Below are 13,431 nucleotides of genomic sequence, written 5' to 3'. Positions count from 1 at the left end.
GGCATTTGTCGATTACAGCCACACTCAAACCCTTTCGACAAGTACGTGGCATTTGTCGAATGGCATTTGTCCAATAACAAAAAAACGAAACACCACCATCGGCATTTCGTTTCTTAATTAAGTATATTATTTCACTTCGACCCAACCATTCTTAATAGCTACTACAACAGCTTGGGTTCGATCGTTTACATTCATTTTTTGTAGAATATTACTCACATGGTTTTTAACCGTTTTTTCACTAATGTATAATGCGTCACCGATTCCACGGTTGCTTTTTCCGTCAGCAAGCAGTTGAAGAACTTCACACTCACGGCGTGTAAGGATATGCAGTGGACGACGGATTTCAATTGTTTGAACCATGCCAGCACCATTAGCTTGTCCGTCTGCTGAAAGACGGCGGAATTCTTTCACTAAGTTGTGTGTAACTTTAGGGTGTAAATATGATCCTCCATCAGCTACTACTTTTACTGCTTCTACTAAAGAGTCTGCATCCATTTCCTTCAATAAGTAACCATTCGCACCAGATTTTAATGCGTGTGTTACATAGCTTTCATCATCATGTATGGATAAGATAATAACTTTTGTATTTGGGTTTGCATCGATCAGCTGTCTAGTTGCTTCCACACCATTAATATTTGGCATATTAATGTCCATGATAACAACATCTGGGTTATGAGCCTGAACTAGCGCTAACGCTTCATCACCGTCATCGCCTTCAGCAACTACTTCAAAGCTAGATTCAAAATCTAGAATACGTTTTACCCCTTCTCTGAACAATTGGTGATCATCAATAATTACAATGCTAGTTTTCATGCCTTCTCCTCCCCCTATCATTCTGACAATTGTCAGAAAACTGGTCAATATGACTTTCGTATGGTTTTTTTGCTAATATTTTACTCTTTCAATGGGACTTGTATCATAATAATGGTGCCTGCACCTTTTTTAGAGTCGAAGGTAATTTCCCCTTCTAACAACTCTACACGTTCCTTCATACCTAGAATTCCGAAAGAACTTTCTGGCTTTTCTACGGGATCAAAGCCTTTTCCATTGTCTTTTACGATAACAGTTACATGTTCTTTCCCTAGGTCAACCTTTACCAGTATTTCCTTAGCATCCGCATGCTTAAGTGCGTTACTAACAGCTTCTTGAACCAAGCGGAATAATGCAACCTCGAACTTAGAGGGTAATCTTTTTTCAGGACCTAGATTCTTAAAAGAAATAGTAGGTTCGCCCCCGTTATATTCTTCGATAGTAGATAGGTATTTTTTGAGGGTAGGAATTAAACCTAAATCATCCAGTGCCATTGGACGGAGGTCATAAATGATTCGTCGAACCTCATACAGCGCGGAATGGACCATTTTTCTAAGGTCTTTAATTTCTTTAAAACCGTCTTCAGCACCTTTTTCACGGAACACTCGATCAATCAATTGTGATCTCATCATCACGTTAGCGAGCATTTGGGCTGGACCATCATGAATTTCACGCGATAGCCTGCGACGCTCTTCTTCTTGAGCTTCAATGATTTTAAAGCCAAAGTCCTGCTTTTGCTTCGCATCCTCTAGCATCTCACCAACTTGTCGCATGTCACTTGTCAGATAGTTTAGTACCACACTGATTTGACCAACTAGATGCTCTGCTCTTTGGATTGTTTCCTGTAGTCCAAGTAACCTACGTTCAAGCTCATCACGTCGCTCTCGAAGCTGCTTTTCTTTTTCTCTTATAATCGTTAGTTGCATTTGAAGATTATGTGCTTTTTCATAGGCTTCACGAATTTCAGATTCCGAAAACTTATTAAATGCACCACTTACTTCAGATAAGCGATTCCTGGCAAATCGAGCATAAACCTCTAGCTTGTCCCCTTCTTGAATCACTTCGAGGACCTTATCTTTTATATCCTTCAACTCTTCAGTTAATGAAGTATATTGTTTACGCGTTTGTTCACCTATTTTAAAGACTTCACTCTTACTATGATTAACCGTTGTTACCATTTTTTCTAAAATTTTATCTAGCATTTTACTATCAATTTTTTTGGTGGACATGTCCCCACCTCCAGATTAGAAATATTTCTTTAAAAGGCTATTTCGACAAATTGTTATTTTTTATATAGATACTTTAATACTAATTTATTTGATGTAAAAAATTTGTCGTTCTATAATAAAAGAATACGACAATTTTCTTAATTTTAAAAGGGTAGTACCTAAAATTTGGGAGGTGACCCAGTGCTTACACATTATTATACAGTAAAAGGCTATGGGGAACATGAAATTATTATTGAAAAATCAAGATTTATTGCTTATATAAATCGTGCGACAACAGAGGAAGAAGCACAGAATTTTATTTTAGAAATTAAAAAGAAGCATAGGGACGCAAACCATAATTGCTCAGCTTATATTATCGGTGAACATGATCACATCCAAAAAGCAAATGATGATGGTGAACCTAGTGGTACGGCTGGCGTTCCTATTTTGGAAGTGCTGAAAAAAAAGAAGCTAAAAGACACAGTTGTAGTCATAACTCGCTATTTCGGTGGAATAAAATTAGGTGCAGGTGGATTAATTCGTGCGTATGGAAAGTCGACCTCAGAGGGGTTAAATGCTACAGGTATTGTTGAACGTACACTAATGAGAGTCATTCATACGAAGATAGATTATACGTGGCTAGGTAAAGTAGAAAACGAATTGAGATCGTCTGTATTTAAAATTAAAGAAATTAAGTATTTAGACTCAGTTGAAGTAGAAACCTATGTAGAAGAAGGACAAAAACAGCAGTTTATCGATTGGATGATTGAGCTCACAAATGGGAAAAGCGAGATAGTTGAGGGTGAGGTTACCTACCTAGAAGAAGTGGTAAATTAATCTTTTTTGAACAACCTAAATTTTTCTTATTTACTGTTTGTCGAATTTTAGATAAAATTAGAAGTTGTTCTATTAACTATATTGCCACTTAAAAAGAAACGAGGGCTTTTATGAAAGATTCAAGAACCCGTAGAAGGATGAATAAAAGGAGAAGGACTAGTAAAACAAAGAAGTTCTTCATTACATCCTTTATTATTATGCTAGTTGCTGCCGGCACATATGCCGCATATATTTTATACACAGCAAATTCTATTGCGAATAAAACATATGAAGAAATAGATCGTGAGAAGATCCCAAGTCACCGCACTGAAAAGATTAAACTTAAAGAGGACCCTGTTACAATCCTTCTTATCGGACTCGAAAATCAGGAGGGTGGGAAACCACGTTCTGATGTTTTAATGTTGATAACCATTAATCCAAAAACAAAAGAAACATATCTAGTGAGTATCCCTCGTGATACTCGAACATATATACCTGAACTTGGGAAGAACGATAAAATAACTCACTCATATTACGGCGGGGTTAGTAGTACTGTAGGGGCTGTTCAAGAACTATTTGATATCCCAATTGATTACTATGTAACTACAAACTTTCAAGGTTTTGAAGACATTGTCGATTCTCTAAATGGAATTACAGTCGACGTTCCATTTACTTTTAAGGCTCAGTTAACAGGTTCACTTGCATGGAAAACGTATACCGAGGGTGAAATGGAACTAAATGGAAATGAAGCCCTTGCATATGTCAGAATGAGAAAATCAGATCCACGTGGTGACATGGGACGTAACGATAGACAAAAACAAGTAATTAAAGCAATTGTGGATAAAGGGACATCTGTTGGTTCAATTACTAAGGTTGACGATGTACTTCGTGATGTTGGCGAAAATGTTAAAACAAACTTACCAACGAAAGATATCTTATCATTTGTTCAACTTTATAACAAAATGAAGAGCACCGAAGTGCAAACTTTACAACTTGAAGGTTATGATGATTATATAAATAGCGTCTATTACTTCATTCCAAAAGAAGAGTCCATTAAGAATATTAATACTACTCTTAAGGCTGTACTTGAAAATGACAGTACAAGCTCAAGCATAGATACTGATGAAAAAAATGAAAATGTTTCAATTAAATAACGTTAAGAGAACCTACCTGAGGTTCTCTTAGCGTTATTTTTTTTACCTTATTACTTTATACCGATTGGATTATTACCTATTATCAGATATTATTATACATATTGAGAAATTTCTACAAAATATGGAGGGAAAAGTGTGAAAAAACTTCTCGTTTCGACAATCCTTGCCACTAGCACATTCTTACCTTTATTTGTTCAGGCAAATGAAACAAATGCACAAGTAAACTACCCGATTGAACTAAAGGCTATCAATAAGCTAACTGTTCATAAAGGTGCTACCACTGCTTATGCGAAAGTACGTGAAATCTCTGCAGGACAAAAAGTAACAGTAATTGACGAATTCACCAATGCCTTTGGTGAAAGATGGTATCGACTCGATCTTGGTTCAATAAAAGGATGGGCTGAATCTTCTAATATCGAAAAAAAGGAAACTATTTCTAGTGATCAACAACTAATACAAGTTACAAACGCTTTAGTAAGAAAAGGTGCTACTACATCTTACCCGATAGTTTCTACTTTAAAACAAGGTGCTAAAGTTACTGTCATTGATGAGTTTACCAATTCAACCGGTCAAAAATGGCTTCGAATCGACCTTGGCTCTGTTAAGGGGTGGACTGAAGCATCTAATCTAGTAACTCAACAAACGACTAATCAAAAACAAATACAGGTTGGGAATGCACCTGTTCATAAAGGTGCTACTACATCATATCCGATTGTATCCTTTTTAAAACAAGATCAACAGGTATCTATTATTGATGAATTTACAAATGCTTCAGGTGATTTATGGTATCGTGTTGACCTTGGTTCAGTAAAAGGCTGGGTTCACAGCACAGCATTTGTTAAAAATGCACTTTCAGAAAACGTATCAGTACCTGAAGAGGAAACAATTGAACCTACTGACCCTCCAATTACTGAAGAAAACCCTGCCCAGGAGAAGATTCCTGAACCTACTGTGAAAGCAGTTCCAAACGGGACAATCATGTACAGTACATCATTATCGGAGTCAGTGAGAAAAGGTGCTTCGCATACCTATGCATCAGTAAGTACCCTAACACTTGGTCAAAAAGTGACAGTTGTTGATCATTTTATTGATCCTAATTCAGTCCTATGGTACCGAGTCGAATACACCCTAGGGAAAATGGGTTGGGTTAAGGAAGAAATCCTACAACAAAAAGCAATAGTAAATAAAACATTTTATATTAGTGTGGATGTAGCAAACGTAAGAAAAGGACCTGCCTTAACAGAGTCCAAGTTGACAACTTTAAGAAAAGGAACTGCACTAAAAGTAATTGACCAAAGCATAGACACTAATCGCCAGATCTGGTACAAATTTTTATCTGAAGATAATACCCAAGCTTGGGTGCATGAATCTGTTGTTACTGACAAGGTTGTGCCAGTTCAACGTCTAATGGCTATTGGTACACGCCATGCGAAGTTATACAAGGGAGCAACTCTACAATATAGTACCATAGAAAATCTAACTTACTTTTCAAAAGTAACGGTGTTACAAGAGTTTATAAATGCCTCTAACCAAAGGTGGCTTAGAGTAAAGACTCCTTCCGGAAAAATAGGTTGGATTCCAAGTTGGGAAGCTATTATTTCAGTCCAAGATTATAAGTATGTTTATCCATTTAACGATGGATCGATTCGAAAGGGCGCTGCAGATAGCTATGCAGTTGCAGGAACGTTCAGAGCAGGAGATGAACTTATCCGTCTATGGCAGCATGGAAACTGGCTAAATGTCGAAACAAAGGATGGTAAACGAGGTTGGGTGAAACAAAGTGATACCTCTCCTACTTCAATTAAGAAACTACTATCACCTAGCTTCGAATTAATAAATGGTGAAAGCCATCTAATCTGGAAAAAACCTAATGGATTCAGTTTCCCATACAAAATGTTATCTAATAACAGGTTGGAACTAGCTGGACTAACACAGATTGATATACCTAACACCCTAATTCCGGGTATCACTAGATATGAATTAAATAAAATTAGTCCTACTAACCATTCACTAATCATTCATTTTCAACCTGGATACACATTTACTATTAGAAATCACGCAGACTCCTTATCCTTAAAGGTGATGGAAGTTGGCTTGGTTGGTAAGAAGATTCTCATTGATGCTGGCCATGGTGGATCTGACCCAGGAGCGATTGGTCGTTCTGGGTTATATGAAAAAGTAGTGACACTGGATACCGCACTATTACTAAAAGCAGAATTAGAAAAAGCAGGTGCTATCGTTCAACTCACTAGAAGTGATGATAAATTCTTAACACTTCAAGATAGAACTCTACTTTCAAATCTATCAGACTATGATGCTTTTATTAGTTTACACACAGATTCATTTACAAATAGGGATGCAAAAGGAACAACAACTTTTTATAATACTTCATTAAATTTTAATAGCACTAAGAGTTATCAATTAGGACAAACAGTTCAAAAACATTTGATAGCGAACCTAGGCACATCTAATAGAGGGGTAAAAAATCAAGAATTTTACGTGAATAAAAGAAATGAACTTCCTAGTATTCTAATAGAATTAGCTTTTCTATCAAACCCAACGGAAGAAGCATTATTAAAAACGACTGAGTTTCGTTACAAAGCAGCATTGGCTATAAAAAATGCACTAGAAGAATATTTCTCTACTTTTTAAACTAAATACTATATATAAAATGGGGGAAACGAATATGAAGAAAAAGCATTTATTTATCACTGGAACATTAGCAGTAGGAATTGGAATTGCCGCTTTTGTACCTAGTTCAATTACAGCTTCCAATAACGTTATTCTTGCGAGTGTTGATTGGGTGAACTCACAGATAAACCCTATGAAATCTCAAATTACGGCTCTTGAAACAAGAATCAACCAGCAACAACAAGAGATTAATACATTAAAACAACAAATTGCAAATGGAGTAGGAAGTGGAACATATACACCACCTGTAGTGACATCTCCTGCACCATCTGCGCCATCAACTTCACTGCCGTCAACAGTATATGTATCTACGGCTTCGGCAACACTTCACTCAGGAGCTACAGCTAGCTACAAAGTAATTGCTACAAGAACATCTGGTGCAGCGTTAAAGGTAATTGATCAACATGTATCATCCAACGGTACTTGGTATCGAATTGAACTTTCTTCGACCCTTAAAGGATGGATTTTCTCTGGAAATGTTTCTAGTACAAAAGGAGATGTTGCAGCAAAAACTCCTTCACAAGTTGTAACAGTTGGTGAAGTCCATCTTAGAAAAGGTGCTACTACTTCTTATGGGGTAATTGAAACATTAAAAAAGGGTACAACCTTAAAGTATATATCAGTCTTTACTAATAGTGCTGGTGAATCATGGTATAATGTGGAAACCGCAACAGGAAAACGTGGGTGGATCTTCGGAAAATTAGGCGAGGTGAGGTAAGTAATGAACAAATTACTTTTCTCAGTGCTGACTATCGCTCTACTTCTCGTGTTACCTGGGAATTCAAAAGCACAAAATCTAGTTTACCCGAATCCTGTTACTGTATTAATCTTTGAAAATAGCACTGGTTACACAGCTACCCTTAATGGCAACTATCAGTTGGTTAATAAACAGACTGGAGCAACAACTGTTTTACAATCCAATCCATTAGGTATATCAAAGTCAGGTACCAATGTTGTCATTACAAATGGACAAACTGTTCACACTTCAGCTAACGGATTTTTAATACAAGAGATCATTGGGAAAGTAGCAGCATTTTCTCAAGACACGATTGTAAGAAAAGGTGCGACCACGAGTTATGAACAACTAACAGTTGCAACAGCTGGTACAACTGCTACTTACAACGACATTTTTATAAATGGCTCAGGAGAAACTTGGTACAGTGTTACACTATCAAACAAAATGACTGGTTGGGTACAAAGCACAACAACATCACTTATCGAAGCTAATTCTCTATCTCTTACTACAATCAACGGTGTACGATACCGTGGAAGTTTTGATATCAGATTAAAAAGCGATAAAATTCAAGCAATCAATGTGTTAGATATGGAAGATTATTTAAAAGGTGTTGTTCCTAGTGAAATGCCTGCTTCTTGGCATATGGAAGCTTTAAAGGCCCAAGCAATTGCAGCTAGAAGCTTTGCTCAAAATTCAATGATTTTATCAAACACAGCAACAAGCCAAGTATATCGTGGTTTTACGGGAGAACATCCTCGAACAAACGAAGCAATCGCTGCAACTAGAGGATTACTTGTAAAATATAATGGAAGGCCTATTCAAACCTTTTTCCATTCAACAAGTGGAGGAAGAACAGCAAACGTTGGAGACGTCTGGAATTCAAACCAAGCGAACTTCCCCTACTTAGTAAGTGTAGAAGATCGATTTGAAAACTCTCCACATAGTGTTTGGTCACATACCTTCTCTGCTTTAACGATTTTAAAATCCTTTGGCTTTTCAGAGTCAACGATTTTGTATGATGTAATCACTGAACAAAAAGGTGCGAATGGAGAAGTCGGTGGTGTAACTGTAAAAACAAGTGAAGGTGAAAAAACCATTCGTGGTAATGAAAGTGTTATAAGAAAGCTGTTTCCTCTGAATGACACACGTGTATACAATCAACTTCTATCAAATTGGTTTTCTATTGAACTAAGCAAAGAAGTGAGAAGTTTCTTAGTACAAACGACCTCTAACCTGCTAAATATAGATTCGGTTAAGGGACATGTTGTTCAAACTACTTCAGGTACCCAAACCATTTCTACTGATAATATGTCAGTTCAAACAGCAAACGGTACAATTTCAACTACTGGTGGCGTTGAATCAGTAAAGGTAAACGGAAAAGGTTGGGGTCATCGTATTGGAATGAGCCAATATGGTGCGAAAGGATACGCTGAAAATGGGTGGACTGCGGAACAAATACTAACTCATTATTATAAAGGTACAACCGTTTCAAAATAATGATGTGAAGCTTGGAAGTATTATATACCTCCAAGCTTTTATGTTTTTTCACCCTTCTTTGTCGGGATATCGGCCTCAAATCAGATTTATCGGCCTTATCTGAAGGATATCGGCCTTAACTCAATTTTATCGGCCGCAACTAACAAAATATCGGCCATTCACTAAATATCAGCCCCTCGACAATAAAAAAGAGTGCTATTGATTTAGCACTCTTTCCTCATTCACTTCTCAATATTCCGTAACAAATCATCCACAATACTCGACCACGAATATTCAGCTATAGCCAGTTTCCGGCCATTTTCAGATAGTTGCTTGTATTCCTCTTCAGATAGCTCCACTAACTTGCGGATTTCATTCACAATCCCCTCTGGGTTTTCAGGCGGGGCAATCTTTCCGCAGTTATGTTCTTCCAGGATACTAGCACTCTCGCCATCCCCACAATACAACACAGGAGTACCTGTAGAAATCGCAGGGAATATCTTCGAAGGTCGCGCCCCTTTAAAAAGCTCGATATTTCGCAGAGAAACAATACTATAATCCGAAATCGAAAAGATCTCTGGCATTCTTGAAACTGGAACAGAGCCATAAAATGTTACATTCGAAAGCTCCAGTTCTTCTTTTAGCTTCAACAACTTATCCTTTTCCTGTCCATCTCCTACAAACAGAAAGTGGACATTTGGATACTCTTCTTTTAAAAGAGCTGCCGTTCGTAAAATGGAATCAAGTGCTTGAGCATATCCAAGTGCACCTGCATAAGTAAATACCTTCTTACCTTCTAACCCAAGCTCTTTAATAAGTCCTTCATGCTTTGGCATTGGCACAAAGAAGTCAGTATTTACCCCATTTGGTAAGAGGAAAACATCTTCTTCCTTTTTGCCATGCTTAATCATATAATCTTTAATACCGTCTGTCGCAGTAGCAATTTTCCAAGACTTTCGGTATAAAAAGTGCTCGAGCCAAGTTGCCAGTTTTATAAATGTTTTATTTTTAAGGATTCCCAACTCTACTGCTGATTCAGGCCAGATGTCTGCAATGTTAAAAACAAACTTAGCACGTTTGAACTTAGCTGCAACATAGCCTGTTATTCCCAAAAACAGGGGTGGAGAATTACAGATAATTACATCAGTTGGTTTGGCTTTCCACATAGAATAGAACGAACTAAAAGTAAATGAGAAATATGAGGCTAGCCTTTTCCAAAAGCTTCCCTTTGGTGATGGATAGATCCATGATCGATGAACAGGAATTCCATCGTACTCCTCGAACTTGTAACACATCCCTTTGTATTCTTCTGGAATGATACCATGGGGATGATGTGGGAACGCGGTTAGCACCTCAATTTGATGACCTCGTTTAAGAAGCTCTTTACTTACTTCATATACACGTATTTGTGGTGCTCCCGTTTCTGGCGGAAAGTGTTGACATAGATAAATTACTCTCATTGTCTTACTCCAATCACAATTAGCTATTTCAGAATTTGTTTTAAATATTGTTCTAGTTTATCTTTTAAATCATCGCGTTTAAGCGCGAAATCAATGGATGCTTGTAAAAAGCCGAACTTATCACCAACGTCATAACGGTTACCTTTAATTACATAAGAGTAGATCGATTGTTCTTTTAATAGAGCATCGATCGCATCCGTTAGCTGTATTTCACCTTTTTTATCAGGCTGACCCTTCTCTAACAAATCAAATATTTCTGGTGTTAACACATATCGACCAATAATCGCTTGAGTAGAAGGTGCTGCTTCTACATCCGGTTTTTCTACAAGACTGTTTACTTTAAACAGTTCATCTTGTTGTTCTGAATAGTCTACAATTCCGTATTTATTTACTTCAGAACGAGGAACTTCATGTACACCTAAAATACTTGACCCTACTTCGTTATATTGATCAATCATTTGCTTTAGTGCAGGTACCTCACTATCGATAATGTCGTCTCCTAGTAAAACGGCAAAAGGTTCATTACCGATAAACTTTTTCGCACATAGTACTGCATGACCAAGTCCTAGAGGCTCTTTCTGACGAACATAATGAATGTCGACCATATTAGAGATGGATTCAACCACTTCAAGCATTTCTTTTTTCCCTGTCTTTTCAAGTAAAAGTTCAAGCTCTACTGATTTATCAAAGTGGTCTTCTATCGCCCTTTTATTACGTCCAGTCACAATGATAATATCTTCGATTCCAGACTTAACCGCTTCTTCAATGATAAATTGAATAGTTGGTTTATCAACAATTGGAAGCATTTCTTTTGGTTGTGCTTTTGTGGCAGGTAAAAAACGTGTTCCAAGACCTGCTGCAGGTATGACTGCTTTTCTTACCTTTTTCATATCTTATACCCCTTTCAGAGTTCGTCCGTATAACTCTAACATTCCATTTGCGTTGTCCGTCCAATTGTAGTTTTCCTTAACATGCTCGATTCCGGCTTCACCCATACGCTTTCGTAAATCTGAATCCTCAATTAGGGTAATGAATTTTACGGCTAATGCCTCCGGATCCTCTTTAGGTACAACAAACCCTGTTTTACCTTCTATCACAACCTCAGGTAATCCACCGACATTTGAAACTACTGCTGGCACACCACAAGCCATAGATTCAACAGCAGCTACACCAAAGCTCTCACTATTTTCCGTTGAAGGGACTGCAAAAATGTCGATTTTATTTATATAGGTTGGCACTTCATCATTAGGAACTCTACCTGTAAAGGTTGTTACTTCCTTAAGACCCAATTGTTCTACCATCTGTTCGTATTCCGCACGCTGTGGTCCATCTCCTACGATTAAAAGCTTGGTATTGTTGTTACTAGCGTGGACAAGGGAAAAAGCTTTTATTAAGTCAGCAATTCCATATTTATCAGATAAAGCCTTAACCGTTCCTATGGTAACCGTTTCGTTATCATTATTTACACCCTGGATCGGTTTGAACTTCTGTAGGTCCACACCAAAAGGAGTAACCTCTATCGGAACATTAATATATTTTCTCGTTTCACCAGCCATCACGTGACTTGTTGAGCAAATAACATCCGCTTTTCGTAATGTAAATTCAACAATTTGTTTATTAACAGGGTTTTGTTGGGGAAACTGATAAATGTCTCTTCCCCAAACCGAAACGTAAAATGGATGATAATTAGCTAAAGCACCAACGAAGCCATAACTCGACACATAATGAGCATGAAGGATATCAGGTTTGAATGTCGAAAGCTGTTTTTTTAGAGCAAATAAGCTCGAAATATACGATAATTTCCCGGGAAAAAGTTTTGGTAAAACCACTGTTTCGACTTCTTTCGCATTTTCCTCTGAGTAATGATCCGCAAATGTTACAACTTTGACTTCAATCCCTTGATTTTTATAAAACAATGCCCATTTATGTGTATGAATTGATCTACTAGGAGCTAGTAATAATACCCTCATAGTACCTCCTTGATAAGCGTGTTTTTCACTTTTTCAACCCGTGCAAGCCAAGAATGTTTCGCCATGAATGTTTCTTTTATATTTTTGGCATACTGTTCTTTGTTAGCAATCATATTGTTGATGGCTTCAGCCATAGACTCTTTCTCATCCTTACAAATAGCACCATACTGACCGGATTCAATGAAGTGCTTTTGAGATGTACAATCTGTTGCCACAATTGGCAATCCTGCAGATAAGTATTCAACTAGCTTAACAGGGACTGAAAAATCGTAATATTCGTTGCGGTAGCGCGGAATAAATGCAAAATCCATTTCCTTATATAAATCATCCAACTTCGCCCCACTAATATGCTTAACAGTAACTTTCAACTGTTCTATTCGGCTCCGCTTGTCTTGTGGCAGTGATTGATACTCATCTTCACGACACACTACAGTCAGGTTACAAAGTTGTTCAGACTTATTTACTTTTTCGATTGCATCTAATAATAGATAGAGACCATAATCCTCATTATTGATTCCACCTACATATAGGCCTTGGTAAGGTTTTTTTGAGTCATAATTATGATACTCCCCAGTATTCTTACCCCCAGGTGGCAATTCAGTCATCGGACGATTAATGTCTACATAAGCTCCCATTTCATTGCTCGGCAGAAAGATGGTATCCATGTATTTTTCATAAAACTTTTCTTCAAATCGATAGATGGATTTCATTATGAACTTTTTAATCCCTTTTAGAGGATAAAGCTCATCGAATTTCCAATAGACATCTCTATAAAAAATACCAACAGGTACTTTTTTTCTTTTTAAAAAGGATAGAATTTCACGGTCGACAAGCGGTCTGGCAGGTTTATGACCCGGGTCAGTTAACCACAGTGGAATTGTTTGATTTTCCATATAACAAAACCATAAATCTTCAAGAACACCCTGTTGCGAAAGTTGCTTGAATTGCTTCTCTCTCTCAACAGTATTTCCATGTATGCAAATGATTTCAACCTGTTCCTTTTCACCCCATTGCTTGAATGCTTTAAGCATTTCATGTGGGCGAACCTTTGAACCACTATTTGCATTTTCAGCTAACTGAAATGGATAATATACGAGAACTTTTTTCATA

At 37.3% G+C, this 13,431-nt stretch carries 11 protein-coding genes; 5 read left to right on the top strand and 6 right to left on the bottom strand.

The window, feature by feature from the left end; translation table 11 throughout:
• Positions 1 to 126 precede the first annotated feature (126 nt).
• The gene (locus tag J2Z26_RS15855; RefSeq protein ID WP_193534541.1) at positions 127 to 813 is read right to left on the bottom strand and encodes a response regulator; all 687 of its coding nucleotides are present in this window, start codon (positions 811 to 813) and stop codon (positions 127 to 129) included.
• An 80-nt stretch (positions 814 to 893) separates the two neighbouring features.
• On the bottom strand, positions 894 to 2,039 hold the full coding sequence (locus J2Z26_RS15850; protein ID WP_193534542.1) for a sensor histidine kinase: 1,146 nt from the start codon (positions 2,037 to 2,039) through the stop codon (positions 894 to 896).
• A gap of 180 nt (positions 2,040 to 2,219) precedes the next feature.
• On the opposite strand from J2Z26_RS15850, the gene J2Z26_RS15845 reads away from it, so the two are divergent.
• The 5 genes from J2Z26_RS15845 to J2Z26_RS15825 all read left to right on the top strand — a co-directional run bounded on the left by J2Z26_RS15845 (position 2,220) and on the right by J2Z26_RS15825 (position 8,912).
• Positions 2,220 to 2,855 (top strand): YigZ family protein, encoded by a 636-nt coding sequence (locus J2Z26_RS15845; RefSeq protein WP_193534543.1) that lies wholly within the window; start codon positions 2,220 to 2,222, stop codon positions 2,853 to 2,855.
• Between the two features lie 110 nt (positions 2,856 to 2,965).
• Complete coding sequence (locus J2Z26_RS15840; RefSeq protein WP_193534544.1) at positions 2,966 to 3,988, top strand: LCP family protein; 1,023 nt, start codon at positions 2,966 to 2,968, stop codon at positions 3,986 to 3,988.
• Positions 3,989 to 4,123: 135 nt separating this feature from the next.
• On the top strand, positions 4,124 to 6,640 hold the full coding sequence (locus tag J2Z26_RS22445; protein ID WP_193534545.1) for an N-acetylmuramoyl-L-alanine amidase family protein: 2,517 nt from the start codon (positions 4,124 to 4,126) through the stop codon (positions 6,638 to 6,640).
• 34 nt (positions 6,641 to 6,674) lie between these two features.
• Entirely contained in the window at positions 6,675 to 7,397 is a 723-nt protein-coding gene (locus tag J2Z26_RS15830; RefSeq protein ID WP_193534546.1) for an SH3 domain-containing protein, read from the top strand.
• Positions 7,398 to 7,400: 3 nt separating this feature from the next.
• A complete protein-coding gene (locus J2Z26_RS15825) occupies positions 7,401 to 8,912 on the top strand; it encodes a SpoIID/LytB domain-containing protein (RefSeq protein ID WP_193534547.1) in 1,512 nt (503 codons plus the stop codon).
• A gap of 221 nt (positions 8,913 to 9,133) precedes the next feature.
• Here J2Z26_RS15825 and J2Z26_RS15820 read toward each other — a convergent pair whose 3' ends face one another.
• From J2Z26_RS15820 to J2Z26_RS15805, 4 genes are read right to left on the bottom strand one after another with little or no spacing between them, the layout of a single operon-like run.
• Entirely contained in the window at positions 9,134 to 10,351 is a 1,218-nt protein-coding gene (locus tag J2Z26_RS15820) for a glycosyltransferase family 4 protein (protein WP_193534548.1), read from the bottom strand.
• A 23-nt stretch (positions 10,352 to 10,374) separates the two neighbouring features.
• Positions 10,375 to 11,241 carry a UTP--glucose-1-phosphate uridylyltransferase GalU gene (galU, locus tag J2Z26_RS15815; RefSeq protein ID WP_193534549.1) on the bottom strand — a complete coding sequence of 289 codons (867 nt, stop codon included), beginning with the start codon at positions 11,239 to 11,241 and terminating at the stop codon, positions 10,375 to 10,377.
• A gap of 3 nt (positions 11,242 to 11,244) precedes the next feature.
• On the bottom strand, positions 11,245 to 12,321 hold the full coding sequence (locus J2Z26_RS15810; RefSeq protein WP_193534550.1) for a glycosyltransferase: 1,077 nt from the start codon (positions 12,319 to 12,321) through the stop codon (positions 11,245 to 11,247).
• Positions 12,318 to 13,430: a glycosyltransferase gene (locus J2Z26_RS15805; protein WP_193534551.1), complete on the bottom strand. Its 1,113-nt coding sequence runs from the start codon at positions 13,428 to 13,430 to the stop codon at positions 12,318 to 12,320. Before J2Z26_RS15805 ends, J2Z26_RS15810 begins: the two co-directional genes overlap by 4 nt.
• Between the last annotated feature and the right edge of the window lies 1 nt (position 13,431).

This window comes from Cytobacillus luteolus (genome assembly GCF_017873715.1).
Lineage (GTDB): Bacteria > Bacillota > Bacilli > Bacillales > Bacillaceae_L > Bacillus_BV > Bacillus_BV luteola.
This window is presented reverse-complemented; position numbering and strand designations above follow the sequence as displayed.